This is a genomic window from Planotetraspora mira (assembly GCF_016863275.1).
GTDB classification, from domain to species: domain Bacteria; phylum Actinomycetota; class Actinomycetes; order Streptosporangiales; family Streptosporangiaceae; genus Planotetraspora; species Planotetraspora mira.
In genome coordinates, this window is the sequence record NZ_BOOO01000030.1 from 147325 (window position 1) to 172613 (window position 25289).

A 25289-nucleotide genomic window follows, 5' to 3' on the forward strand; every position below is an offset into this window, starting at 1 on the left:
GGATGCCCGCGGGCACGACACTCCCCTGGGTTTCTTGCATAAGCGCTCTCACCACTAGCAAACCCGCTCAAACCTCACAAAACTACACTGGCTCAGGTGAATCCCACCGGCGATGCTACGGCCCTCCCACGTGTGCTCGCTCACCACAGAGCGGCCACCCGAACACGCCGTGCAGTCTTTCCGTCGGCAGGGGTAAGAGGGGACTATTGGGGCACTCCCTCTAGGAGCGAAGGTTCCCCGTGACGGGCTCCTCGACGTGCCGCCTCCGGACGGCACGGGCGCGCGACGGCACGACCAGCAGGACACCGCACCACCCCGGCACCACCTGAGCATGATCCGGCGCGGCCAGATCGGCCGCGTCACGTGAACGCTCGGGCAACCCCGGAAATCGACCTGATTGACCAATTGAGAAGATCTTGAAAATCCGGCGGCACCGGGCGTGCCGTCGCTAACGTGAGTGACGATGATCGGAAGAATCCCAATCCAGGACATCCACCCCGTCGTCGACTGCGGGCGCAGGCCCGCGAAGGCGGCCGCGGGTGAGACCTTCGAGATCAGCGCCACCGTGTTCCGCGAGGGACACGACGCCGTGGCCGCCGGGGTCGTGTTGATCGACCCGAGCGGGGCGTCGAGGCGGCTGCTGCGCATGCGGGAGGTCGCTCCGGGCACCGACAAGTGGAGCGTGGAGGTCACGCTGCCGGCCGAGGGCCTGTGGCAGTTCCGCGTCGAGGCGTGGAGTGATCCCATCGCGACGTGGATGCACGACGCGGAGATCAAGATCCCGCGCGGCATGGACGCGGACCTCATGTGCGAGGAGGGGGCCCGACTCTTCGAGCGGGCGGCGAGAGCCGTACGGGCCGTCGACTGCAAGGACGAGGCCGGGGCCGATCCCTGTGGGCACAGGGCCACGCTGCTGGCGATCGCCGAACGTCTACGGGACGACCGCGTCGATCCGCGTGCGCGCTTCACCGTGGCGCAGTTGCCGGAGACGGTCGCGCTGGTCGCGGCGCATCCGCTGCGGGACCTGGTCTCACGGTCCGGCAGAGGCCGGGTGCAGGTGGACAGGCGTCGGGCGCTGTTCGGATCCTGGTACGAGTTCTTCCCCCGGTCGGAGGGGGCGGTGGCCGAAAGGGACAGCGACCCCAAGGTCGCTCCCAAATCAGGAAATTTCCGGACTGCGGCGAAGCGGCTGCCGGCCGTCGCCCAGATGGGGTTCGACATCGTCTATCTGCCGCCGATCCACCCGATCGGCACGCAGTTCCGCAAGGGACGCAACAACACCCTCACCCCGGAGCAGTACGACCCCGGCTCGCCCTGGGCGATCGGCTCCGAGGACGGCGGGCACGACGCAATCCACCCCGACCTCGGGACGTTCGAGGACTTCGACGAATTCGTGGCCAGGGCGAGGGATCTGGGCATGGAGATCGCCCTGGACCTCGCGCTGCAGTGCTCCCCCGACCACCCCTGGGTGAAGGAGCATCCCGAATGGTTCAACATCCGGGCCGACGGGACGATCGCGTACGCCGAGAATCCGCCCAAGAAATACCAGGACATCTATCCGCTGAACTTCGACAAGGACCCCGAGGGGATCTACACCGAGGTCAAGCGGGTGGTACGCCTCTGGATGGATCACGGCGTCCGGATCTTCCGCGTGGACAACCCCCACACCAAGCCGGTGAGCTTCTGGGAACGACTGCTGGCGGACATCAACGCCACCGACCCCGACGTGCTGTTCCTCGCGGAGGCCTTCACCCGGCCCGCGATGCTGCAGACACTCGCCAAGGTCGGGTTCCACCAGTCGTACACCTACTTCACGTGGAAGAACTCCAAGACCGACGTGGAGGACTACCTCGGGGAACTCGCCCAGGAGACCTCGCATTTCCTGCGACCCAACCTGTTCGTCAACACGCCGGACATCCTGCACGAGTACCTGCAACACGGCGGGATGCCCGCCTTCAAGATCAGGGCGGTGCTGGGGGCGCTGATGGCGCCGACCTGGGGCGTCTACTCTGGCTATGAGCTGGCAGAGAACGTCCCGGTACGGCCCGGCAGCGAGGAATACCTCGATAGCGAGAAATATCAGTACAAGGTGCGCGACTGGGCGGCCGCAGAGCGCGAGGGACGGAGTCTTGCCCCGTTCATCACGCAGCTCAATTTGTTGCGAAGAGCTCACCCGGCACTCCAGGAATTGCGTAACCTACGGTTTCATAGCGTCGACCAGCCGGATCTGATCTGCTTCTCCAAGCGACTGCCCGGCGCCTACGACACGGCCACACGACGGCACGGCATAGGCGATGTGGTACTGGCCGTCGTCAATCTGGATCCGTACAACACCCATGAGGCGACTGTCCGGCTGAACATGCCCGCACTCGGTCTCGACTGGCAGGACCAGTTCGTCGTCCATGATGAACTGTCGGGCGAGTCGTACCACTGGGGGCAGGCCGACTTCGTGCGCCTCGACCCGCACGTCAATCCCGCACACGTCTTCACGCTCCGCCACGGGTCAGTGCTCCGCCCGTGAGCGCGGCCCTGCACATCCGGGGAGTCCACAGGTGAGCTCGACACCTCAGCCCAGCCAGCACCAGCCCATCCCGAACACCTTCACGCACGAGAAGCCGCGGGATCAGTACTGGTACAAACGGGCTGTCTTCTATGAGGTGCTTATCCGCGGCTTCGCCGACTCGAACGGGGACGGCACCGGCGACATCCGCGGGCTGATCGACAAGCTGGACTACATCCAGTGGCTCGGCGTCGACTGCCTCTGGCTCCTGCCGCTGTATGAGTCCCCGCTCCGCGACGGCGGATACGACATCGCCGACTTCATGAAGATCCTTCCCGACTTCGGCGACCTGGGCGACTTCGTCAGGCTGGTCGACGAGGCGCACAAGCGCGGCATCCGCGTGATCGCCGACCTCGTCATGAACCACACGAGCGATCAGCACCCCTGGTTCCAGGCGTCCCGCAACGATCCCGAAGGCCCGTACGGCGACTTCTACGTCTGGAGCGACACCGACGAGAAGTACCAGGACGCCCGGATCATCTTCATCGACACCGAGTCCTCCAACTGGAGCTACGACCCGGTGCGGCAGCAGTACTACTGGCACCGCTTCTTCCACCACCAGCCGGACCTCAACTACGAGAACCCGGCCGTGCAGGAAGCCATGCTGGAGGTGCTGCGCTTCTGGCTGGACCTCGGCATCGACGGCTTCCGGATGGACGCCATCCCCTACCTGTTCGAGCAGGAGGGGACCAACTGCGAGAACCTGCCCGAGACCCACGCCTACCTCAAGCGGGTCCGCACGGAGATCGACCGGCTCTATCCCGACCGGGTCCTGCTGGCCGAGGCCAACCAGTGGCCGGCCGACGTGGTGGAGTACTTCGGCGACCCGGTGACCGGGGGCGACGAGTGCCACATGGCCTTCCACTTCCCGCTCATGCCCCGCATCTTCATGGCGGTCCGGCGCGAGTCCCGCTACCCGATCTCGGAGATCCTGGCCCAGACGCCGAAGATCCCCGAGAACTGCCAGTGGGGCATCTTCCTCAGGAACCACGACGAGCTCACGCTCGAGATGGTCACCGACGAAGAGCGCGACTACATGTACTCGGAGTACGCCAAGGACCCGCGTATGCGGGCGAACGTGGGCATCCGCCGCCGCCTGGCGCCGCTGCTCGACAACGACCGCAACCAGATCGAGCTGTTCACCGCCCTGCTGCTCAGCCTGCCCGGGTCCCCCGTGCTCTACTACGGCGACGAGATCGGCATGGGCGACAACATCTGGCTGGGCGACCGCGACGGCGTCCGCACGCCGATGCAGTGGACCCCTGACCGCAACGCGGGCTTCTCCGACTGCGACCCCGGCCGCCTCTACCTGCCGGTCATCATGGACCCGATATACGGGTACCAGGCGATCAACGTCGAGGCCCAGCAGAAGAGCTCCAGCTCGCTGCTGCACTTCACCAAGCGCATGATCGAGATCCGCAAGCGCCACCCGGTGTTCGGCCTGGGCGACTTCACCGAGCTCAACTCATCCAACCCGAGCGTGCTCGCGTTCGTCAGGGAGCTCGGGGACGACCGCGTGTTGTGCGTCAACAACCTCTCGCGCTTCCCGCAGCCGGTGGAGCTCGACCTGCGCAGGTTCGAGGGGTCGATGCCCGTCGAGTGCATGGGCGGAGTTCCTTTCCCGCCGATTGGCGAGCTTCCGTATCTTTTGACGCTTCCGGGGCATGGGTTCTACTGGTTCACACTGCCCGTACCTTCGAGGGCGGTCGGCGCGAAGGAGGAGTGACGACTTCACTTCAGGAGCTCCTGGTCGGCTGGATCACCGGACAGCGGTGGTTCGCCGGCAAGGGGCGCGCGATCGATGACCTGGCCGTCGACACCCTGACCGAGCTGGATCCGGGCGACCCGGCGCTGGTCCACGCCCTCGTGTCCGTACGGCAGGGCGAGCGGACCACGCAGTACCAGATCCCGCTCGGCCTGCGGGCGCAGGTGCCCGACCGGCTGAAGCACGTCCTGATCGGGTCGTGCGACTGGCAGGGCCGCCGGATGTGCGCCTATGACGCCGCCCACGACGCGTCGCTGACGTCCCGGCTGCTGAACGGCATGGACTCCGAGCTGCGGGTGCGGCGGCTCGGGTTCCACCGGGTGCCGGGCACCTCGATCGACACCTCGCAGCGGAGCCTCGTGCTGACCGCCGAGCAGTCCAACACGTCGCTGGTCTACGGCGACATGTACATCCTCAAGCTGTTCCGCCAGATCACGCCCGGCATCAATCCCGAGCTCGAGGTGATCACCGCGCTCGCCGGAGCGGGATCGGCCCACGTCGCCAGGCCGTACGGCTGGATCGAGGCGGAGCTGGACGGCGAGGCCACGACTCTGGCGATCATGCAGGAGTACCTGTCCAACGCCAACGAGGGCTGGACGATGGCGCTCACCAGCGTCCGCGACCTCTACGCCACCGCACAGGGCACGCCGGCGGAGGACGCGGGCGGGGACTTCGCCGCGGAGGCGTTTCGCCTCGGGACGGCGACCGCGGAGGTCCACGCCGAGCTCGCCGAGGCCTTTCCCACGGGAGTGATCGAACCTCCCGAGATCAAACGGATGACCGAGCGCTTCCGGCGGCGCCTGGAGAAGGCCGTCGTCGAGGTGCCCGCTCTGGCCGGGCACGCGCACGTGGCCTACGAGGCGTTCGACCGGCTGGCCGACCTCGACCAGGAGATACCGGTCCAGCGGGTGCACGGCGACTATCACCTCGGCCAGGTCATGCGCACGCCGGCCGACTGGGTGGTGCTCGACTTCGAGGGCGAGCCGGGCCAGCCCCTCGCCGACCGCCGGGCTCTGGACTCACCGCTGCGCGACGTGGCGGGCATGTTGCGCTCGTTCGAATACGCGGCCCGGCATCTGCTGGCAGGTCACCCGCGCGCGGATTCGCTGGAGAGACGGGCGCAGGAGTGGGCGGCGCGGAATCGGGCGGCGTTCCTCGCGGGCTACTCGGAGACCGGTGGCAGGATCCGCGGCCAGGACGCGGTCTTCCTCCGGGCGCTCGAGTTGACCAAGGCCGTGTACGAGGTCGTGTACGAGGCGCGTAACCGTCCCTCGTGGTTGCCCATCCCCCTGTCCGCGTTCAGCTGAGGTCGTCACAGATCTCTGCGTATCTACTGATTTGTTGGGACCTCGGATGGTTCTAGGACAGGGTAAAGAAATGGACTTGGACCGGCTGGCAGGCGGGGCGCACCACGACCCCCACTCGATCCTCGGCGCGCACCTCGAGCAGGACGGCGTGACGATCAGGGCGCTTCGGCCCTTCGCCGAGAAGGTCGAGGCGCTGATCGACGGCCGGCCGCATGAGCTGCACCACACGAGCTTCGGGGTCTTCGAGGTCTCGCTCCCCGGTGTGGACAAGATCCCCGACTACCGGCTGCGGGTCGCGTATCCGGGTGCCGAGCCGTACGAGACGGGTGACCCGTACCGCCACTGGCCGACACTGGGCGAGATCGACCTGCACCTCATCGGCGAGGGACGCCACGAGCGGCTGTGGGAGGTGCTGGGCGCGCGCGTCCTACGCCACGAGGACACCGACGGCACGGCGTTCGCCGTATGGGCGCCCAACGCCCAGGGTGTGCGGGTGATCGGCGACTTCAACCACTGGAACGGCGGCGGGCACCCGATGCGCTCGCTCGGCCGTTCGGGCGTGTGGGAGCTGTTCATCCCCGACATCGGGGCCGGCTCCCGCTACAAGTTCCAGATCCTCGGGATGGACGGCGTGTGGCGGGAGAAGGCCGACCCGATGGCCCGCCGTACCGAGGTGCCCCCGGCGACCGCCTCGATCGTCGAGCAGCCGGACTACGCCTGGCGCGACGAGGAGTGGCTGGCCGACCGCGCGGGCCGCGACGCCCTGGCCGAGCCGATGAGCACCTACGAGGTCCACCTCGGCTCGTGGCGTCCGGGCCTGTCCTATCGGGAACTGGCCACCCAGTTGGTCTCCTATGTGAAGGACATGGGCTTCACGCACGTGGAGTTCCTGCCGGTGGCCGAGCACCCGTTCGGGGGGTCGTGGGGCTACCAGGTGACGTCTTACTTCGCCCCGACGTCGCGGTTCGGCTCGCCCGACGACTTCCGCCACCTGGTCGACGAACTGCACCAGGCGGGCATCGGCGTGATCGTCGACTGGGTCCCCGCGCATTTCCCCATGGACGAGTGGGGGCTCGCGCGCTTCGACGGCACGCCGCTCTACGAGCACGCGGACCCGGCGCGCGGCGAGCACCCCGACTGGGGGACCTACGTCTTCGACTTCGGCCGCCGCGAGGTCCGCAACTTCCTGGTCGCCAACGCATTGTTCTGGCTGAGGGAGTTCCACATCGACGGGCTGCGTGTGGACGCCGTGGCCTCGATGCTCTACCTGGACTACTCGCGCCGCGAGGGCGAGTGGACGCCCAACATCCATGGCGGCAGGGAGAACCTCGACGCGATCGAGTTCCTCAAGGAGATGAACGCCGTCTGCTACCGCGAGGTGCCGGGGATCGTGACGATCGCCGAGGAGTCGACGGCCTGGCCCGGTGTGTCACGACCCGTCCACCTCGGGGGGTTGGGCTTCGGCTTCAAGTGGAACATGGGCTGGATGCACGACACCCTCAACTACCTCGCGCGTGAGCCGGTCTTCCGGCAGTACCACCACCACCAGATGACCTTCTCCCTCATGTACGCGTACTCGGAGAACTTCGTGCTGCCCCTCTCGCACGACGAGGTGGTGCATCTGAAGGGGTCGCTGCTGGGCAAGATGCCCGGTGACGAATGGCAGCGCTTCGCCAATCTCCGGGCGCTCTACGCGTTCATGTGGGCCCACCCCGGCAAGCAACTGCTGTTCATGGGCGGCGAGTTCGGCCAGGGCGCGGAGTGGTCGGAGTCGAAGGGGCTCGACTGGTGGGTGCTCGACTTCGACTTCCACAAGGGTGTGCAGCGCCTGGTCCGTGACCTGAACCGGGTCTACCGGGAGACGCCCGCCCTGTTCACGCAGGACGCCGCCCCGGACGGCTTCCGCTGGATCGACGCCGACGACGCCTCGGGCAACGTCTTCTCCTTCCTGCGGTACGGCACGGACGGCTCGATGCTGGCCTGCATCGCCAACTTCTCCGGTGGGGCGCACGAGAACTACCACCTCGGCCTCCCGGTCGGCGGCCGTTGGGAGGAGATCGTCAACACCGACGCCTACGAGTACGCGGGGAGCGGCGTCGGAAACCTCGGCACCGTGGACGCCGTGGACGTCCCCCACCACGGCCTGCCGTACTCCGCCCGCCTCCGTGTCCCCCCACTCGGCGCCGTCTGGCTGCGAAAGTCACCCCCCTCCCCGTGATCATGCACCCACCGCGTGATGCGCCCACCGCGTGATCATGCACAGGTTCGGCCGCAGCCCCCGCGACCAGCCCCAACCTTGCTCGTGATCATGCACACTCTCGGGCGAACGCCGTCTGACCAGCGGAAACTCCGACCGTGATCATGCGCGGATTCGGTGGATAGCGGGCCGACGTGGCGCTTCGCCGTACGTGATCATGCATGACGTAACCGGGTGCATGATCACGAAGCGTGTCACCCCAGCCAGGGTGCGGTTCACTCGAATCCGTGCATGATCACGGACGCGATAACCCCAGGTCCGGCCACTGATCGACGAATGTGTGCATGATCACCACCAAGGTGGGGGGGCCGCCGTCGCCTATGGTGACATTTATGGACGCGACACAGGCCATCATGGAGACCGTCGACAGGCTTCGGCAACGCCGTACCGCGGCACTCGTGCTGGAGCTCGATCTCACCGAGGGGCTGTCCGAGGGACCGCCCGCCGACCCGCTCGGCGCCTTACTGTCCATGCGCAGGGCCCGACTCACCGACGTGATCTCCGGCCTCAGGCGCGCCCGTACCGATCCCCGGGTCAAGGCCCTGATCGTGAAGATCGGCGGCAACCCTCTGGGCCTGGGCATGGTCCAGGAGTTACGCGCCGCCGTACTGAAGCTGAGGGCCGCGGGAAAGCTGACCATCGCGTTCGCGGAGACGTTCGGCGAGTTCGGCGCCGGGACCGTTCCGTACTACCTGGCCAGCGCGTTCGAGAGGGTGTACCTCCAGCCGTCGGGCGACGTGGGCCTGACCGGCATCGCACTCGAACAGCGCTTCCTGCGGGACGCGCTCGCCAAGGCCGGGGTGGAGTATCAGCTCGGCCAGCGCCATGAGTACAAGACCGCGGCCAACATGTTCACGCAGAACCGCATGACCGAGGCGCACCGCGAGTCCACCGCCCGCATCGCGGAGTCGGTGACCGAGCAGATCACGAAGGGCATCGCCGAAGCCCGCTCGCTCGAGCCCCAGCGGGTGCGCGAGCTCATCGACCAGGGGCCCTTCCTGGGACCGGAGGCGGTGGAGGCCGGCCTGGTGGACGCCCTCAAGTACCGCGACGAGGTGTACGCCGAGGCGGTCAAGGACGGCGCCCATCTGCTGTACGTGTCGAGGTATGCCAAGGCGGCGCTGGCCAAGCGGCTGCCCCACCCCGGCGAGAACGTGATCGCGCTGGTCCACGGCACCGGCGCGATCCGGCTCGGCCGCAGCGGCCGCTCACCGCTCGGTGGCGGCGGCGCCATGGGCTCCGACACGATGTGCGCGGCGCTCCGCTCCGCACGCCGGGACGACAAGGTCAAGGCCATCGTGTTCCGCGTGGACAGCCCTGGCGGGTCGTACGTCGCCTCGGACGCGATCTGGCGTGAGGTCGTGCTCGCCAGGCAGGCCGGCAAACCCGTGATCATCTCGATGGGCGACGTCGCCGCCTCGGGCGGGTACTTCGTCGCGATGGGCGCGGACGTCATCGTCGCGCAGCCGGGCACGCTGACCGGCTCGATCGGCGTGTTCGGCGGCAAGCCGGTCGTCGGCGAGCTGCTGGGCAAGCTCGGCGTGGTCACCGAGGCGGTCTCCGAAGGCACCAACGCCGGCATGTTCTCGCCGGTACGGGAGTTCTCCGACGCCCAGTGGGCCCGGGTCAACAGCTGGCTGGACCGGATCTACGACGACTTCGTCGGCAAGGTGGCGCAGGGGCGCGGCCTGACCAGGGAGCGGGCGCACGAGCTCGCCAGGGGCCGGGTCTGGACGGGGGCCGACGCCCGGGAAGCGGGTCTGGTCGACGAACTCGGCGGCGTCGAGGACGCGCTGAGCCTCGCTCGCAAGAAGGCCGGGCTACCGAAGGGCACCCAAGTACGGACATATCCGCGCATGCATCCGCTGGAGCGGCTGCGCCCACCGGAGTCCAGCGAGGACAGGTCCGCCGCGCTCGCCAAGGTCCGGCTGGAGGCGTGGGGCCCGATGGCCCGGCTGGCAGGCGAACTCGGCCTCCCGGCCTACGGCCCGCTGGTGCTCCCCGGCTGGTGGACGATCCGCTGACCCCCCGGCTCGATCAGGACGGCGGTGCGATGAAGATCCGAACCGCGCACACCGCGGACCTGGACACCGTCACGCTGCGGGAGGCGCGCGCCCTCCTCGACGACGTCTTCGAGGGAGACCTGGGCGATCAGGACTGGGATCACTCCCTGGGCGGCGTCCACGCCCTGGTCTGGGAGGGAGCGGATCTGGTCGCGCACGGGTCCGTCGTCCAGCGGCGTCTGATGCACGGCGGCCGGGCTCTTCGGGTGGGATACGTCGAGGCCGTCGGCGTGCGCGCGGACCTGCGCAGGCACGGGTACGGCGCGGCCGTGATGGCCGCGCTGGAACGGGTGGTCCGCGGCGCGTACGACATGGGTGCGCTGAGCAGCGCGGACGGGGCCCTCGGCTTCTACGCCGCACGCGGCTGGAGGCTCTGGCTCGGGCGGACGTGGGCGCTCACGCCGGACGGGATCCGGCGGACGGAGGAGGACGACGACGGCGTCCACGTCCTGCCGGTGACGGTCACCCCGGACCTGACGGGCGATCTCACATGTGATTGGCGGGACGGCGACCTCTGGTAGCCCTGCCGCCTCGGCCTCCGCCCGGCGTGGGATCACCTTCGTGGTGGTGAAATGCCTCGCCGGCTGCCGGACATGTGCCGGGTGTCAGCTTCCGCGCGAGACGCCGTGACTCGGCGTACGCCAAAGGAGAGAGATGCCGCCCCCTGATGAGAAACGGCGCCGTTTCGAGGCGATCTACGCGGCCAACCACGACCCGGTGCTCGGGTACGTGTTACGCCGCACCGCCAACCCCCACGACGCCGCCGACGTCCTCGCCGAGACGTTCCTGACCGCCTGGCGGCGGCTCGACGACCTGCCGCCGGACGAGCAGACCAGGCCATGGTTGTACGGCGTGGCCCGGCGCGTGCTCGCCAATCACCGAAGGGGCGAACGCCGGCGACTCGCGCTCGGCGACCGGCTCCGGGCCGACCTCGCCGACGAGCATGTCGGCGAGGTGCCGGCGGACCTTCGCCCGGTCGCGGAGGCGCTGGCCGCCCTGCCCGAACGCGACAGGGAACTTCTGACGCTGGTCGGCTGGGAAAACCTGGACGCGGGCCAGATCGCCACCGTGCTCGGCTGCTCGCGCAACGCCGTACGGATCCGGTTGCACCGTGCGCGCCGCCGCTTCACCCGCGAGTTGGAAAGCCGCGGCGCCCTGTTCGAAATGCCGATGCCCGAGGTCCGGGTGGCGAACGGAGACCACACATGAATCCCGAACTGCTGATCAGAAAGGTCGCTTCGGTGACCGACGAGGAGGCCGCCACCATGGTCAGCCCTCTGACCAGGGCGGATCTGGCTGAACGGATCATGGCCACCACCGCCGAGGAGGCGCCGCACGCGGTGAGGCCCCGGCGCGCGCGGGCCGGGCGGCTGCTCCTCTCCGTCGCGGTGGTGGGAGCGACGGCGACCGCGGCGGTCGTCGCACTCTCCTCAGCGGACCCGGGCCAGCAGATCGGACCTGTGCAGGTCGGACCACCCAGCGCCCAAGCCGCTCCGCTGTCCTTCAAACGGGAGGGTGACTACCTGATCGTCACGGTGCAGAACCCGGTCGCCGATCCGGCCCGCTACCAGCAGGAGTTCGCCGAACGCGGGCTGAACGTCCGGCTGAGCATGGCGCCCTCGTCCCCGCAGAAGGCAGGCTCCCTGATCTTCATGGAGGAGGACGGCACCGGCGGCGTGGACACAATCACCGCCGAGGGGGCGTGCGGGCCCTACGCCTGCGCCGTGGGCGTCAAGATCCCGGTGTCCTACAAGGGACATCTCAGTGTCGTCTTCGGGCGGGTCGCGCTGCCGGGCGAGCAGTACGACACCGGCCCGGGGGACGTACCGGGCGAGGGGGTCGGGCTCAGCGACGTGGAGGGGCGCACCGTGGCGGACGTCCTCGCCGAGGCCGCCAGACGGAACATCACCCGGATCGAGTACCGCTACGAGGAGGACGGCTCCGACCAGCCGTACCCGAACGGGATCCCGGCCGACAAGGTCGAGCAAGACTGGTACGTCCACAACGCGCTCGCGGGCAGCGACGGCCAAGTGATCATGTTCGTCGGCCCCGACCCACAGGGTTAGGCCTCCGGGGTGGGCTTGATGCCCGGCACGGGCCGGTAGCGGCCGCGAAGCCGTACCAGCGGGGCCTTCGAGACGTCGACATAGGCGACGCCGAGGACCTGGCCGATGAAGAGCGTGTGGTCGCCCGCCGGGACGACCCGCGTGGTCTCGACCTCGAGTGCGGTGACTCCACCATCGATGACCAGGGCTTCGCTGTGGTCCCCGCGATGGTGGGGAGTGCTCGCGAGAAGCAGTCGGGCGCTGGGCCGTCCGGGGGTGGCGAACCTCGACGCGATCGCCTGCTGGCCGTCGGCGAGGAGGCTGGCCGCCCACCGGTCGTTGCGGAGCAGCACCTCGGTCAGGTAGCTGCTGGAGTCGAGGCTGACCAGGACGAGAGGCGGTTCGAGGGACACCGAAAGGAGCGTGGCCACGGTGGTGCCGAGGTCGTCGCGGCCGTCCTTGACCGTGACCACCCCCACCCCCGCGGGCACCTGCCCCATGGCCTCGGTGAACACGCCCCCCGCCCCTTCCCGTCGTGATCATGCACAGGTTCGGGCGGATGCCCTCCCACCTGCGCGAACCCATGCCGTGATCATGCACATGTTCGCAGACTTGTCCCCCGGCCTGCGTATTTCCAGTCCGTGATCATGCGCAGGTTCTGTGACGTACGGCCTGGCCTGCGATTTCAGTGTTCGTGATCATGCACGGTCGGCCGTGCATGATCACGAACGTTACTTCCCCAGGCCGGCGACCCCATTGACGAATCCGCGCATGATCACGAAATGCGTTCACGCAGGTCACGCCGCCTTTCCGCGAACCTGTGCATGATCACGCGGAAAGGGGCGGGAAAACGGGGGTCGGTGCGGTTAGAGGAGGCCGTTCTGGGTCAGCCAGTCCTTGGCGACCACGGGCGGGTCGTCCTTGTCCACGGAGATCCGCTTCATCAGGGACAACAAGGTTTCCGTGGTGAGCTTGCCCGAGACCGCGTTGAGCGTCGAGGTGACGGTGTCGTCGACCCCGGCCTTGTAGACGAGGGGCGTGACGTTGTCGGAGCCGAACGCGTTCTTGGTGTCCTGCAGCGAGACCAGGTCGTTCAGCACGATCTTGGGGTCGGTGGTGAACACGTTGCCCACCTGGATCGTGCCGCTCTTGATCGCGTCAGCGGTGGTGTCACCCGTCGGCTTCCACTCCTTGAACTCCATGCCGTAGACGTCCTTGAAGTTCTGCTCCTGCCGCTCCTTGAACTCCGGCGGCCCGCCGACGATGTAGTTCTTGGACACCTTGGCCAAGTCCTCGATCGTGGTGAGCTTGTCCTTGGTCGCCGTCTCCTTGGTGACCGTCAGGGAGTTGTTGTCCTGGGCCTCGGAGGGGTCGAGGACCCCGAGCTCGGCCGGAAGCTTGGCCTGCAGCCCGGCGACGATCTCGTCCTTGGTCTTCGCGGTGCTCGTCTTGTCGACGAAGGCCAGCAGCGAGCCGATGTACTCGGGCACGACCGTCAGGCCGCCACTCTTGACCTGGTCGTAGACGACCTCACGAGTGCCGATGTTGGGCTTCTCCTCGACGGTGACGCCCTTGGCCTGGAGAGCCTGCGCGTAGATCGAGCCGAGCAGGATGCTCTCGGGGAAGTTGAACGAGCCGACGACGACCTTGGCCGACGTTCCGGCCGAGCTCGCCGGCGCGTTCGACGGCGTGGCAGAGGTCAGCGGATCGGAACCTCCACACGCGGATAGGGTCAGCGCCGCGGTCACGGCGACCACGGCGGCGGTGAGGATGCGTTTCATCAATAATCCCTTCACAATCGGGAGGTAATAGGGAGATTAGCGGACCTGTCGCACTCCTGGGGAGACGACCACCCGGTTGAGCAGCGTGAAGCCCAACTGGACGGCCAGCGCGAGGAGCGCGATGAGTACCGCTCCCCCGATCACGTCCGAATATGTCTTGGTCGCGAGCCCGTCGATGATGAACCGCCCGAGCCCGCCCAGACCGACGAAGGCCGCCACAGTGGCGGTGGACACCACCTGGATCGCCGACAGCCGGAGACCGAGCAGGATCAGCGGCAGCGCGCTGGGCGTCAGCACCTGGAAAAGGACCTGGCGCCCACGCAGGCCCATGCCGTACGCCGCGTCGCGCAGGTCGGCGTCGACCCCCCGCACACCCTCGTAGGTGTTGACGAGGATCGGGGGGACGGCCAGGACGACCAGGGGAATCAGGACCGGCAGAACGGTCCCCACCCCGATCAGCAGCACGACCAGCACGAGGAGTCCGAGCGTGGGCAGCGCGCGGGCGGCGTTCGCGGAGACCACGACGACGAAGGCGCCGCGGCCGGTGTGACCGATCAGCAGACCCAGTGGAACGGCGATCACCGCCGCGATGAGGAACGCCGCGGCTGAGAACTCGAGGTGCTCGAGGATGCGCGCGGGAATCCCGTCGGGGCCGGACCAGTTGGCGGCGTCACCGAAGAAGTCGATCAGCCAGTTCACGCCGTCCTCCTCCTCGCCCGCGACCACGGGGTGAGCAACCGCTGCGCGAGCACGAGCAGACCGTCGGACAGTACGGCGAGCAGCACGATGAGCACGATCCCCACGACGATCGGCGTGTAGAACTGCCGCTGCCATCCGTCGATGAAGAGGTTGCCCAGACCACCCTGGCCGATCAGCGCGCCCACGCTCACCAGGCTGATGCTGGAGACCGTCGCCACCCGCAGGCCTCCGAGGACCACGGGCACGGCGACCGGCAACTCGACCTGAAGGAGGCGGCGCAGCGGCCGGAAGCCCATCGCCACGGCCGACTGCCGCACGTGCTCCGGCACGGAGCCCAGCCCGTCGACCACGGCGGGGATCAGCACCGCCAGTGTGAAGAAGGTCAGCGGGATGATCACCGTCGACTGGGTGAGCCCGGTGACGGACAGGAATATGGAGAACAACACGAGCGACGGCAGGGAGTAGACGACGTTCATCAGCCCGGCCGTCGGCTGGTAGAGCCAGCGCCACCGCGCGCACGCGACCCCGAGCGGCAGCGCGATGAGCAGCCCGAAGACCACCGGCAGCAACGCCATCACAACGTGGCTCTCCAGAAGCGTCTTGATGGCCGATGGGCCGCCGTTGTCCCAGTTTCTGGCGATCCAGTCCCAGCGGACCAGCGGCTCGTCGTTCATGACTCCGCCCGCTTCGGATCGGTCACCGGGGCCTCTCCGTCAGGCTCGCGAGCCTGCTCGTCCGGCCCCGTGGCGTGCTGGGCGAGGACCTCGTCCAGCGCGTCCCTCGTCGCCACCCCGATCACGCGGCCGTCGCCGTCCACGGCGATCGCCGTGCCGTTCGGCGAGAGCAGCGCCGCGTCCAGCGCCGCGCGCAGCGAGTCCCGCTCGGGGTCGAAGGTTCCGTACGGCAGGAGCCCGCCATTCGATCGCCATCCGAGAGGCCGGGTGTCCTCGTCCACCACGAGGTCGGCGGGAGTGGAGCCGAGCCGTACCCCCTTGGCGGGCACGAACGACAGCCGCCGGATGCCGCGGTCCTTGCCGAGGAACTCGCGGACGAAGTCGTCGGCCGGCTCGCTCAGCAGCGTGGCCGGACCGGCCATCTGGGCCAGGTGTCCGCCGACGCGGAGGACGGCGACCGTGTCCCCCAGCTTGATCGCCTCATCGATGTCGTGGGTGACGAACACGATCGTCTTGTGCAGTTCCGACTGGAGGTGGAGCAACTCCTCCTGAAGGCTCGCCCTGACGATGGGGTCGACGGCGCTGAACGGCTCGTCCATGAGCAGCACGGGCGGATCGGCGGCCAGGGCGCGTGCGACCCCGACACGCTGCTGCTGGCCTCCGGACAGCTGGAAGGGATAACGCCCGGCCAGCCTGGAGTCCAGGCCGACCAACTCCAACAGCTCCATCGCCCGCGCGCGGGCCTTCTTCTTGTCCCAGCCCAGCAGGTACGGCACGGTCGCCACGTTGTCGACGATCTTGCGGTGCGGGAAGAGCCCCGCCTGCTGGATGACGTAGCCGATGCCACGGCGCAACGTCGGCGGATCGATCGCGCGGACGTCCTGGTCGTCGAGCAGGATCCGGCCCGAGGTGGCGTCGATCATGCGATTGATCATTCGGAGCGAGGTGGTCTTCCCGCATCCGGAAGGGCCGACGAAGACCGTGATCGCGCCCGTGGGCGCCTGGAGGCTGAGGTCGTCCACCGCCACCGTTCCATCGGGGTAGCGCTTGGTCACGCCTTCAAATGTGATCACACGTACCTCGTCCCTCGACAGCAAGCGATCACGACAACAGGCCGGGCGACATCGGTGTTCCCGGGATCGACTCCCGTGGGCCTTCTCGGCCGCCGCGCTCACCGTGTGCCGCCCGGTCACATGACGTGCCCGTCAGCCTACGGGGCACTCGTCCGATCTGTCCCGTCCAGTCGATGATTCACCGACATGATCAATATGAGAATTCCAACACCGGAATATCTATCAATAGGGCATCTATTAGTGCGCTCGACCACGTTGTCTTGGCATGATTACTCTCAAGAATCCCTCCAGCCCCTCCACTACGAATCAGAGGAGAGCCGGTCGTGTCCTCATCGCTCACCGGTCAGCGCTCGCGGAGCGAACTGATCGCCGAGCTCTACGAGCGTCACGCCGCCGGGCTGTTCGCGTACTGCCACGACCAGTTGGGCGAGTCGACATCCGCGGGCGACGCACTGGTCGCGGTGTTCACCGGCGTCCCGACGGTCGAACCACCACCCCGTGCCGCCCTGTACGCCCTGGCTCGTCGCGAGATCTACCGCAGGGACGTCAGCTACGCCCTGCCTTCCGTCGACTCCGTCGCCGACCCCGCCACCGCGCTGATCGAGCGGGTCTTCCGTGACATCCGGCCCCACCAGCGCGAGGTGCTGCTGCTGTCGGCCGTCTGCGGGCTGAACACCCCCGAGATCGCCGTCGTCCTCGACGTCGCCGCCGACACCGCGGAGGAGCTCACGTTCGGGGCGCAGCGGCGCTTCGTCCAGACTCTCGAGACCGCGACGGCGGCCGCCCGTTCCGCCCCGTACGTCGCTGCGGACGTGGCGGAGGTCTACGACGCGATCGGGGTCGCCCCGGTCGCGGACATCCTCGCCCGCCTGCCGTGGCGCCGCCCGGTCGCCGCGATACGCGGCCGGGTGTTGTCGTCTCTGATCCTCGAAGAGTCGGGCGTGGGCGACGGCCCCCTCAAACTGTCCGCCAAGAAGTTGTGGCCCACGACTCCCACCTGGCCGTTGCCCCTGAGCAACCCGGACCAGGCGACGGACACCGTCCTGGTGCAGACCGACCCGACCCCGGCATCGGAGGCGCCGGAGCCGAGGCGCAAGGCCAAGCACGAGGCCATGACCCAGCCCATGCCCAAGGTGCGAGGGTCGATCCTCAACGCTCTCGGCGACAGCCGTACGCGCCGGAGGAGGGCACCCGAGCCGGCGCCGGAGGCTTCCGCCCCGGTGCAGGCCGATGCGACCTTCGACGCCTTCCGCCCGGTCGAGCCGGAGCGCGCGCAGGACACCGAGATCTCGACGCCGGTGGCCGAGGCTCTGGTGGGCACGCCACCGGCGCCCCCCGCTCCCACCGAAACGGACCTGCCGCAAAACGAGCCGGCGGCGACCGTAGAGGTCGAGACGCCGGAGCAGCAGGCGGCAAAGCCCGGGGCTCGCCTCAAGAAGCGCAAGAAGGCCAAGTCGGGCGAGCGCCACTACGACTGGTTGTGGGAGCTCGTGGGCTTCCTGATCTGCCTGGCCATCGCCTTGATCGTGTTCTTCAGCGTCCCCACGATCGTCACCCACTAAGCCCGCCGCGATCCAACCCCGCCGCCCCCCGCGCGTGATCATGCACAGGTTCGGAGAGTTGCCCGCCGACCTGCGCAAACCCCGCGCGTGATCATGCGCAGGTTCGTGATCATATTGCATGACCTGCGCAAACACTCGCCGTGATCATGCGCAGATTCGCGATCAAGGCCTCTCACCTGCGACGACGATGTTCGTGATCATGCACGGATGGGGCTTTTCGCGGCACCGCCTCACCCTTGCGACAGGATGAGGCCACTCGTGGGAACCCCCGTACCGGCCGTGACGAGGACGTTCTGTACGCCTGCGACCTGATTGACAGCAGTCCCCCGGATTTGCCGTACGGCTTCCGCTATGCCATTCATGCCGTGAATGTAGGCCTCGCCGAGTTGACCTCCATGCGGATTGACGGGCAGATGACCGTCGATCTCGATGCCGCCGTCCTGAATGAAGTCCTTCGCCTCACCGTGGCCGCAGAATCCGAGTTCCTCGAGCTGATTAAGAACAAATGGCGTGAAATGATCATAAATGATGGCCGTCTGAATTTCTGATGGAGAAAGCCCGGATTTCTCCCACAATTTACGGCCAACTACGCCCATTTCCGGAAGACCACTCATGTCGTCTCGGTAATAGCTCGTCATCATCATCTGCCCCGAGCCCGACCCCTGGGCGGCCGCAGCGATCACCGCGGGTGAGCGACGAAGATCCCTGGCGCGCTCGGTGGTGGTGACCACCAAGGCCACGGCGCCGTCGCTCTCCTGGCAGCAGTCCAGCAGATGCAGCGGATCGACGATCCACTTCGACGCCTGATGCTCGGCCAAAGTGATCGGACGCCCATAGAACCAGGCCGCCGGGTTCGTCGAAGCATGCCGCCGCATGGCCACCGCCACCCGGCCGAAGTCTTCGGACGTAACGCCATATTGGTGCATATACCGGCGCGCGAACATGGCAACCCAGGCCGCAGGCGTTATCAGCCCGTACGGCACATGCCAGCTCATTTCGAGCCCCTGAGAGGACGGCTCGCCACTGAGCCTCGCATTGGGCTGGCCGAAACGCCGGCCCGACCGTTCGTTGAACGCGCGATAACAGACCACGACCTCGGCGGCCCCCGTCGCGACCGCCATTGCGGCATGCAGAACCGTGCCGCAGGCGGCGCCACCGCCGTAATGCACTCGGGAGAAAAAGGACAGATCGCCAATGCCCACCTCGCGGGCGACGGCGATCTCGTCGTTGGAGTCCTGCGTGTAGGTGACCATGCCGTCCACATCGGACGGCGAGAGCCCCGCGTCGTCGAGCGCGGCGAACACCGCTTCGGCGGCGAGTTGCAACTCCGAGCGCCCGGACTCCTTGGAGAACTCCGTCGCGCCGATGCCCGCGACAGCCGTACGGCCGGACAGGGAGCTCATGGACTCACCCCTTCTGCATGATCACGAAAACGGTCGGTGCAGGTCAATGACGTTGATCGCGAAAGTGCGCATGATCACGGCGAGCGTTGCCGCAGGTCACGAGACATGATCACGAACTTGTGCATGATCACGCGCGGGGTTTGGCCAGGTCGGCGGGCAACTCTCCGAACCTGTGCATGATCACGGCGGAGGCGGTGACGTGGGGGCCGAGGCTGACCGCGCCTGTCACCTCGATGACGGCCTCGTCCTCCTCGACGGTCGCCACGGTGCCGGAGAAGGTCAGGGTGTCGCCCGCGTAGGCCGGCACGCCGAGTTTCACCTTGATGCCGCGGAACAGGACCTCGGGGCCGGCCCAGTCGCTGACGTACCTCTCGACCAGGCCGACCGTCGTGAGGATGTTCAGAAAGATGTCCTTCGACCCCTGCGCCTTCGCGATGGCCGGGTCGTGGTGGACCGGCGTGAAGTCCCTCGTCGCGAGAGCGGTCGAGATCACGACCGTGGGCGTCAACTCGATCGTGAGGGGCGGCAGCACGCTTCCGGCGACGACCTGCATCACACCTCCTCCTGAGTCGGGACCCACATCGGCAGGGTCAGCTCGTCGTCCATCTCCTGATACGTCACCCGCACAGGCATGCCGACATACACGTCCTCGATGGGGTATTGCACGATATTTCCGACCATCCGTACCCCCTCGGGAAGCTCCACCACGGCCACCACGAACGGCGTCTCCCGCCCGGGCACGGCCGGATGGTGGTGCACCACGTAGCTGTAGACCGTCCCCGTGCCGCCCGCCACGATGTGCGTCCGCTCGGCCGACCGGCACGAAGGGCAGACCGGTCCCGGCGGGTGCCTCAGCTCTCCGCACGCGCCGCACTTCTGGATCCGCAGCTCACCCTGCCGCACGCCGTCCCAGAAGAACCGGGTGTCGCCGTTCACGGCCGGCGTCAGCGGGTACGGCTCCCGGCTCACCTTCTCGATCGGCCGGAACTTCAGCAGCCGGAACATCATCTCGGCCACCGGTTCGTCGCCCGAGTACCAGGTCACGTTCCAGGTGACGAAGTAGCCCTCTCCGAGCGCGGTCCGCTTGGGGCCCACGGTGTCCAGCAGGCGGGTGCTCGAGGTCAGCTTCTCCCCCATCGCGAGATACCGGTGGTAGGTGTGCTCGCAGTTGGTCGCCACCACGCCCGTGTACCCGGCCTCGTCGAGCGCCTCGAAGACGTCGTCCACCGGTCTCCGCAGCTCCGCGGCCGGTTCCCGCCTCAGCCCCTCCATCGACCACACCTGGATCATCGCCGGAGGGGCGACGGCCTCCGGGCCGGTGTAGAGGGGATTGCGGTCCCCCATCGCCTCGGTCCAGTGGCTGATCATGGTGTCGTTCACGGGGTGGGGCGCCGCGAGGCGCGGACCCTCCCCCGCCGCGACCGCCTTGTCCACGAGCGCCATCAGATGGTCCCGCAGATCGGTCATCGCATCTCCTCGTCCCTTCGAAAGCAGGCCCATCCCGGCAGGTCTCACCCCGCCACATTCATCCCCACAGGTTTCACCCCGGCAGGCTCATCGCGGCGGCTTCGGAAGCTGGAGACCCAGCATGGCGATGAGCTCGCGCTGCACCTCGTTGACGCCGCCCCCGAACGTGAGGACGATCGCCCCCTTGACGCCGCGGTCGACCCGCTCGATCAGGTCCCGCGTCTCCTCGTCTCCGGGGTCGCCGAAGCGGGCCAGGGTGTCGCCCACGATCCGGCCCACGTCCTGCATGCGCTCAGAACCGTAGATCTTGGTGGCGGACGCGTCGGGCGCGCCCAGCCAGCCGAGGTCCATGTTCGCGGCGACCTGCCAGTTCAGCAGTTCGTTCGTCCGGAAGTACGCGTAGACCTGGGCGATCGCCCGCCGCACCGCAGGGTTGTCGTACAGCGGCCTGCCGTCCCGGCCCGGTTTGTTCTTCGCCCACGCCACGAACCTGACGTGGGTGTGCGCGATGTTGCCGGCGGGCCCGAGGGTCACCCGTTCGTGGTTGAGCTGGTTGACGATGAGGTCCCAGCCCTTGTTCTCCGTGCCGACGACCATGGTCGCCGGGACGCGGACGTCGGAGTAGTACGTCGAGTTCGTGTGGTGGCGCCCGTCCATCGTGACGATCGGCGTCCAGGAGAAGCCGGGGTCCGCGCAGTCCACGATCATCATGCTGATCCCGCGGTGCTTGCTCGCCTTCGGGTCGGTGCGGGCGGCCAGCCATATGTACTGGGCGTGGTGCGCCCCCGATGTGAAGATCTTCTGCCCGTTCACGACGTAGTCGTCGCCGTCCCTGACGGCCGTCGTCCGCAACGACGCGAGGTCCGTGCCCGCGCCCGGCTCGCTGTAGCCGATCGCGAAGTGGCAGTCCCCCGCGAGGATGCGCGGCAGGAAGAAGTCCTTCTGCTCGGGGGTGCCGTACTGCATCAGCGTCGGCCCGACGGTCTGCAGCGTGATGATCGGGTAGGGCACCTCGGCCCTGGCGATCTCGTTGGCGAAGATCTGCTGCTCCAGCGGCCCGTACCCGCCGCCGCCGTACTCCTTGGGCCAGCCGAGCCCGAGCTTGCCGTCCCGTCCCAGCCTGCGGCAGTGCTCCATGTACGCCTGGCCGAACGGATCCTGGGCCAGCTTCGCCCGGTCCTCGGCCGTGAGGCAGGCCGCGAAGTACTCCCTGAGCTCGTCTCTGAGCCGCCGCTGCTCCGGGGTCAGTTCGATGTACATCAGACCAGCGCTCCGATCAGGTCGAGCTGGGCCTCCGAGCCGCCGAGGAGGTGGGCGGCGTTCTTGCCCCAGGCGAAGTAGCGGTGCAGCGGATAGGTCACGTCGAGGCCGATGCCTCCGTGCAGGTGCTGGCAGGTGTAGAGGGCCTTGAGGGCGGAATCGGTGGTGTGGAAGGCGGCGATCGCCAGGTCCTCCTCCGCGGGCAGCCCCTGGGCCAGTCGCCAGGCTCCCGACCACACGGCCACGTCGAGCGCCCTGCCCGCGATGTAGACGTCGGCGATCTGCATGGTCACGGCCTGGAACTCGGCCAGCACCCGGTCGAACTGGCGGCGCGTCCTGATGTAGTCGGTCGTCAGCTTGAGCGCCCCCGCCAGCACGCCGGACGCGGTCGCGGTGACGCCGGCGAGCGCGTGCAGCCGGAGCGACTCCCACGCCGCGCCGTCGGCCTCGCCGACCGCCTCTCCGGGAGCGCCGTCCATGGTGATCACCGAGCCCGGCTCGCCCGTCGACAGCGTCACCTCCTGTACGGCCACGGCCCTCGGCTCGACGAGGAAGAGACCGACCCCCGCCCCTTCGACCCGGGCGGGGACGAGGATCCCCGACGCCGCCGCGGCGTGGGAGACGACGGTCGTGCGCCCAGTGATCCTTCCGCCGGCGGCCGTGACCGTCGGCGGTTCCCCCGGATCCGCGCCCGGCTCCCTGAAGGCGAACGTGAGCACCGACTCTCCCTCGGCCAGCGGCGCGAGGGCCTCCTTCTGCGCGGCCGTGCCGTACCGCGAGACGGTCAGAGCGGCGACGAGGCTGGGCAGGACGGGGACGGGCGCGACCCGGGCGCCGGTCTCCCTGAGGATCACCGCCATCTCGACCGCGCCGAGGCCCGCGCCTCCGGCCTCCTCGGGAAGACACGCACCCAGCAGGCCGGCCTGCGCCATCGCCTTCCACGTCTTCGCGTCGTACGGCAGGCCGCTCTTTTCATGGGCCTCGATCCGCGCCTGCGCGGCCTCCCGATCGAGCACGTCGGACGCAAGCGTGCGCAGCTCTGCCTGGGTCTCGTCCACATTGAAGTCCACTGGCCCTCCAGAAGGGCGAACTCGGTCCCGATTTCCGCGCCGTCCCCGGGGCATCGCCGTACGCCCCGGACCCGCCTCCTCGCATACCTGACAGAACCGAAAACTAGAACACATTCTAATCTGTGTCCATAGGGTGATCCCCGGATCGGCTCCCACATCCCCTTGAAACATGAAAAGACATGCAAGGGGCCCGGTATTTGTGACTGGCGAGTAACCACCGGGTCAGACCGGGAATCAGATAACGTGTTCCTATGCGTATCTCGCCTGTCGGCGCGGACGCCCCGGGGCCACATTCCGAGGGGGCATCCGTGGTGGACAGCCATCCGATCTCTCCCACTCCCACACCGGGAGTGCGGACGCGGAGCCAGCACCAAAGGCGCAAGCGCATCGTCCAGGCGGCGGCCGCGCTCGCCTCACGGGGCGGCGTCGAGGCCATGCAGATGCGCACCGTCGCCGAGCGTGCGGGCGTCGCCCTCGGGACCCTCTACCGCTACTTCCCCTCCAAGATGGATCTCGTCGTCGCCGTGGTCGGCGAGGAGATCGACACGCTGGAGTCGAGTATCGAGCGCCGCCCGCCCAGCGCCGCCACACCCGCGGGCCGGGCCGTCGACATCCTGATGCGGGCCACCCGGGGGCTGATGCGCGAGCCGGAGCTCGCCGACGCCCTGATCCGCTCGCTGATCATGGCCGAGGTGGACATACCGTTCGGCGACCGGATGGCCGGGCTGTTGCTGCGGGTCGCGGGAGACGGGCTGACGATGGAGGGCGCGACCGAGGAGCAGTTCGCGCTGGCCGGGTCGTTGTCCGGCGTCTGGGTGCAGGAGTTGCTCGAGATGCTCCGCGGCCGCCGGACCTACGAGCAGGTCCAGCGCAGGATCGAGATCGCCGCCGGGCGGCTCTTCTCCGACTTCTGACCGCTCGGCCGGACGCGTCATCCCACCGCGATGAAGTACTTCGTGGCCGGCTCCAGCGTCAGCCAGTCACCCACGAAGCCTTTCGGCACCACGAAACCGTCGCCGGGACCGAAATCGATCCGCCCGCCGGCCGTGTCCGCCACGGCGACCCGCCCGGTGAGGATGGAGCAGATCTCCGTGTAGGGCCACGGATCCAGCCGTACGGTGCCGGGTTCACCGGTCCAGTAGCCCACCCGGACCGAGTCCGTCGCCGTGTCGAAGCAGCCGAACTCCGCCTCGGCCCATGACGGCGACGCCGAGGCGTAGTCGCTCAGCGGCGGCACGTAGGGAGCCCGGCCGGTCGCGCCCAGCACCGTTATCGCGGAAATGTCCATGGAACCCTCCTAGAGTCGTGGCTCGGATGAAGGTGACGCTCAGCCGCCGGAGTCCGGCCGGGAGTTCAGCGCCAGCAACGACAGCAGCGTGTAGGCGACGTTCGCCGCCGCGATGCCGGTGATCTCGGCATGGTCGTAGGACGGCGAGACCTCGACGACATCGGCGCCGACGATCTCCATGCCGGCCAGCCCGCGCAGGATGACCAGGAGCTCACGCGAGCTCAGGCCGCCGACCTCCGGCGTGCCCGTCCCCGGCGCGTGCGCGGGATCCAGCACGTCGATGTCGATCGAGACGTAGACGGGGCCGTCGCCGAGGCGCGCACGCACCCCGCGAGCGACGTCCGCGGCGCCGCGACCCTCGACGTCGTCGGCCGTGAAGACCTGGAAGCCGAGTTGTTCGTCCTGTTGGAGATCGAGCGAGCTGTACAGGGGGCCGCGGATGCCCACGTGCGCGCAGCGCCGCTCGTCGAGCAGGCCCTCCTCGGCCGCGCGCCGGAACGGCGTGCCGTGCGTGTACGGCTCGCCGAAGTAGGTCTCCCACGTGTCCAGATGCGCGTCGAAGTGCAGGACGGCAACGGGCCCGTGCCGCCGGGCGAGAGCGCGCAACATCGCCAGGGCGATCGTGTGGTCGCCGCCGAGGGCCACGACCTTGGTGCCCCGGCCCAGCAGGTCACTCGCCGCCAGGTCGATCGCCTCGATCGCCGCCTTGATGTCGAAGGGATTGCAGACCACGTCGCCCGCGTCGACGACCTGCTGCTCGGCGAACGGCTCGGCCCGCAACGCGGGATCGAAGGGGCGCAGAAGCCGCGAGGACTGCCGGATGTGCCCCGGCCCGAACCGCGCACCCGGGCGGTAGCTGACCCCGCTGTCGAACGGCACGCCCAGCAGGGCGACGTCGGCGTGGGAGACCTGGTCGAGGCGTGGCAGCCTCGCGAACGTCGACTCGCCGCCGTATCGCGGGACGAGAGAGGCGTCGACCGGACCGATCGGGCCGTCGTCGGTGTGCTCAGGCATG

22 protein-coding genes are annotated in these 25289 nt (G+C 68.2%); 10 read left to right on the forward strand and 12 right to left on the reverse strand.

Annotated features, from left to right (window positions below):
• Window positions 1–463: 463 nt before the first annotated feature.
• The 8 genes from Pmi06nite_RS25640 (at window position 464) to Pmi06nite_RS25675 (ending at window position 12018) form a co-directional block, all read left to right on the forward strand.
• Window positions 464–2521, forward strand: a complete 2058-nt coding sequence (locus Pmi06nite_RS25640) for an alpha-1,4-glucan--maltose-1-phosphate maltosyltransferase (protein ID WP_203955660.1) — start codon at window positions 464–466, stop codon at window positions 2519–2521.
• Window positions 2522–2552: 31 nt separating this feature from the next.
• Window positions 2553–4286, forward strand: a complete 1734-nt coding sequence (gene treS / locus Pmi06nite_RS25645; protein ID WP_239114203.1) for a maltose alpha-D-glucosyltransferase — start codon at window positions 2553–2555, stop codon at window positions 4284–4286.
• Window positions 4283–5632, forward strand: a complete 1350-nt coding sequence (locus tag Pmi06nite_RS25650; RefSeq protein WP_203955661.1) for a maltokinase N-terminal cap-like domain-containing protein — start codon at window positions 4283–4285, stop codon at window positions 5630–5632. Before treS ends, Pmi06nite_RS25650 begins: the two co-directional genes overlap by 4 nt.
• 70 nt (window positions 5633–5702) lie before the next feature.
• On the forward strand, window positions 5703–7850 hold the full coding sequence (gene glgB / locus Pmi06nite_RS25655) for a 1,4-alpha-glucan branching protein GlgB (protein ID WP_239114204.1): 2148 nt from the start codon (window positions 5703–5705) through the stop codon (window positions 7848–7850).
• Between the two features lie 371 nt (window positions 7851–8221).
• The gene (sppA, locus tag Pmi06nite_RS25660; RefSeq protein WP_203955663.1) at window positions 8222–9913 is read left to right on the forward strand and encodes a signal peptide peptidase SppA; all 1692 of its coding nucleotides are present in this window, start codon (window positions 8222–8224) and stop codon (window positions 9911–9913) included.
• 29 nt (window positions 9914–9942) lie between these two features.
• Complete coding sequence (locus tag Pmi06nite_RS25665; protein WP_203955664.1) at window positions 9943–10473, forward strand: GNAT family N-acetyltransferase; 531 nt, start codon at window positions 9943–9945, stop codon at window positions 10471–10473.
• Between the two features lie 133 nt (window positions 10474–10606).
• Window positions 10607–11161 carry an RNA polymerase sigma factor gene (locus Pmi06nite_RS25670; protein ID WP_203955665.1) on the forward strand — a complete coding sequence of 185 codons (555 nt, stop codon included), beginning with the start codon at window positions 10607–10609 and terminating at the stop codon, window positions 11159–11161.
• Window positions 11158–12018 carry a hypothetical protein gene (locus Pmi06nite_RS25675; protein WP_203955666.1) on the forward strand — a complete coding sequence of 287 codons (861 nt, stop codon included), beginning with the start codon at window positions 11158–11160 and terminating at the stop codon, window positions 12016–12018. The genes Pmi06nite_RS25670 and Pmi06nite_RS25675 overlap by 4 nt, the downstream gene beginning before the upstream one ends.
• On the opposite strand, the gene Pmi06nite_RS25680 is transcribed toward Pmi06nite_RS25675, so the two are convergent.
• From Pmi06nite_RS25680 to Pmi06nite_RS25700, 5 genes are all read right to left on the reverse strand, one after another.
• A complete protein-coding gene (locus Pmi06nite_RS25680) occupies window positions 12015–12512 on the reverse strand; it encodes a flavin reductase family protein (RefSeq protein ID WP_308442528.1) in 498 nt (165 codons plus the stop codon). The genes Pmi06nite_RS25675 and Pmi06nite_RS25680 overlap by 4 nt on opposite strands.
• Window positions 12513–12863: 351 nt before the next feature.
• Window positions 12864–13778, reverse strand: coding sequence for an ABC transporter substrate-binding protein (locus tag Pmi06nite_RS25685; protein WP_203955667.1), 915 nt, complete (start codon window positions 13776–13778; stop codon window positions 12864–12866).
• A gap of 36 nt (window positions 13779–13814) precedes the next feature.
• On the reverse strand, window positions 13815–14477 hold the full coding sequence (locus Pmi06nite_RS25690; protein WP_203955668.1) for an ABC transporter permease: 663 nt from the start codon (window positions 14475–14477) through the stop codon (window positions 13815–13817).
• Window positions 14474–15151 carry an ABC transporter permease gene (locus Pmi06nite_RS25695; protein ID WP_203955669.1) on the reverse strand — a complete coding sequence of 226 codons (678 nt, stop codon included), beginning with the start codon at window positions 15149–15151 and terminating at the stop codon, window positions 14474–14476. The genes Pmi06nite_RS25690 and Pmi06nite_RS25695 overlap by 4 nt, the downstream gene beginning before the upstream one ends.
• Complete coding sequence (locus tag Pmi06nite_RS25700) at window positions 15148–16224, reverse strand: ABC transporter ATP-binding protein (protein ID WP_203955670.1); 1077 nt, start codon at window positions 16222–16224, stop codon at window positions 15148–15150. Before Pmi06nite_RS25700 ends, Pmi06nite_RS25695 begins: the two co-directional genes overlap by 4 nt.
• Window positions 16225–16547: 323 nt before the next feature.
• On the opposite strand from Pmi06nite_RS25700, the gene Pmi06nite_RS25705 reads away from it, so the two are divergent.
• A complete protein-coding gene (locus Pmi06nite_RS25705; protein WP_203955671.1) occupies window positions 16548–17786 on the forward strand; it encodes an RNA polymerase sigma factor in 1239 nt (412 codons plus the stop codon).
• A gap of 230 nt (window positions 17787–18016) precedes the next feature.
• On the opposite strand, the gene Pmi06nite_RS25710 is transcribed toward Pmi06nite_RS25705, so the two are convergent.
• The 5 genes from Pmi06nite_RS25710 to Pmi06nite_RS25730 all read right to left on the reverse strand — a co-directional run bounded on the left by Pmi06nite_RS25710 (window position 18017) and on the right by Pmi06nite_RS25730 (window position 22986).
• Complete coding sequence (locus tag Pmi06nite_RS25710) at window positions 18017–19189, reverse strand: lipid-transfer protein (protein ID WP_203955672.1); 1173 nt, start codon at window positions 19187–19189, stop codon at window positions 18017–18019.
• A 127-nt stretch (window positions 19190–19316) separates the two neighbouring features.
• A complete protein-coding gene (locus Pmi06nite_RS25715) occupies window positions 19317–19742 on the reverse strand; it encodes a MaoC/PaaZ C-terminal domain-containing protein (RefSeq protein WP_203955673.1) in 426 nt (141 codons plus the stop codon).
• Entirely contained in the window at window positions 19742–20656 is a 915-nt protein-coding gene (locus Pmi06nite_RS25720; RefSeq protein WP_203955674.1) for a bifunctional MaoC family dehydratase N-terminal/OB-fold nucleic acid binding domain-containing protein, read from the reverse strand. The genes Pmi06nite_RS25715 and Pmi06nite_RS25720 overlap by 1 nt, the downstream gene beginning before the upstream one ends.
• Window positions 20657–20743: 87 nt before the next feature.
• Entirely contained in the window at window positions 20744–21916 is a 1173-nt protein-coding gene (locus tag Pmi06nite_RS25725; RefSeq protein WP_203955675.1) for an acyl-CoA dehydrogenase family protein, read from the reverse strand.
• The gene (locus tag Pmi06nite_RS25730) at window positions 21916–22986 is read right to left on the reverse strand and encodes an acyl-CoA dehydrogenase family protein (protein WP_203955676.1); all 1071 of its coding nucleotides are present in this window, start codon (window positions 22984–22986) and stop codon (window positions 21916–21918) included. The genes Pmi06nite_RS25725 and Pmi06nite_RS25730 overlap by 1 nt, the downstream gene beginning before the upstream one ends.
• A gap of 311 nt (window positions 22987–23297) precedes the next feature.
• Between Pmi06nite_RS25730 and Pmi06nite_RS25735 the strand changes: the two genes are divergently transcribed.
• Window positions 23298–23900: a TetR family transcriptional regulator gene (locus Pmi06nite_RS25735; protein WP_373317334.1), complete on the forward strand. Its 603-nt coding sequence runs from the start codon at window positions 23298–23300 to the stop codon at window positions 23898–23900.
• A 17-nt stretch (window positions 23901–23917) separates the two neighbouring features.
• Here Pmi06nite_RS25735 and Pmi06nite_RS25740 read toward each other — a convergent pair whose 3' ends face one another.
• Complete coding sequence (locus Pmi06nite_RS25740; RefSeq protein ID WP_203955677.1) at window positions 23918–24274, reverse strand: cupin domain-containing protein; 357 nt, start codon at window positions 24272–24274, stop codon at window positions 23918–23920.
• Window positions 24275–24313: 39 nt separating this feature from the next.
• Window positions 24314–25288 carry an agmatinase gene (speB, locus tag Pmi06nite_RS25745; protein WP_203955678.1) on the reverse strand — a complete coding sequence of 325 codons (975 nt, stop codon included), beginning with the start codon at window positions 25286–25288 and terminating at the stop codon, window positions 24314–24316.
• Between the last annotated feature and the right edge of the window lies 1 nt (window position 25289).

Coding starts and splice junctions, on each gene's coding strand:
- Pmi06nite_RS25640 (WP_203955660.1), top strand. CDS start 464: ATGATCGGAAGAATCCCAATCCAGGACATCCACCCCGTCGTCGACTGC.
- glgB (WP_239114204.1), top strand. CDS start 5,703: ATGGACTTGGACCGGCTGGCAGGCGGGGCGCACCACGACCCCCACTCG.
- sppA (WP_203955663.1), top strand. CDS start 8,222: ATGGACGCGACACAGGCCATCATGGAGACCGTCGACAGGCTTCGGCAA.
- Pmi06nite_RS25665 (WP_203955664.1), top strand. CDS start 9,943: ATGAAGATCCGAACCGCGCACACCGCGGACCTGGACACCGTCACGCTG.
- Pmi06nite_RS25670 (WP_203955665.1), top strand. CDS start 10,607: ATGCCGCCCCCTGATGAGAAACGGCGCCGTTTCGAGGCGATCTACGCG.
- Pmi06nite_RS25675 (WP_203955666.1), top strand. CDS start 11,158: ATGAATCCCGAACTGCTGATCAGAAAGGTCGCTTCGGTGACCGACGAG.
- Pmi06nite_RS25685 (WP_203955667.1), bottom strand. CDS start 13,778: ATGAAACGCATCCTCACCGCCGCCGTGGTCGCCGTGACCGCGGCGCTG.
- Pmi06nite_RS25695 (WP_203955669.1), bottom strand. CDS start 15,151: ATGAACGACGAGCCGCTGGTCCGCTGGGACTGGATCGCCAGAAACTGG.
- Pmi06nite_RS25710 (WP_203955672.1), bottom strand. CDS start 19,189: ATGAGCTCCCTGTCCGGCCGTACGGCTGTCGCGGGCATCGGCGCGACG.
- Pmi06nite_RS25715 (WP_203955673.1), bottom strand. CDS start 19,742: ATGCAGGTCGTCGCCGGAAGCGTGCTGCCGCCCCTCACGATCGAGTTG.
- Pmi06nite_RS25720 (WP_203955674.1), bottom strand. CDS start 20,656: ATGACCGATCTGCGGGACCATCTGATGGCGCTCGTGGACAAGGCGGTC.
- Pmi06nite_RS25725 (WP_203955675.1), bottom strand. CDS start 21,916: ATGTACATCGAACTGACCCCGGAGCAGCGGCGGCTCAGAGACGAGCTC.
- Pmi06nite_RS25740 (WP_203955677.1), bottom strand. CDS start 24,274: ATGGACATTTCCGCGATAACGGTGCTGGGCGCGACCGGCCGGGCTCCC.
- speB (WP_203955678.1), bottom strand. CDS start 25,288: ATGCCTGAGCACACCGACGACGGCCCGATCGGTCCGGTCGACGCCTCT.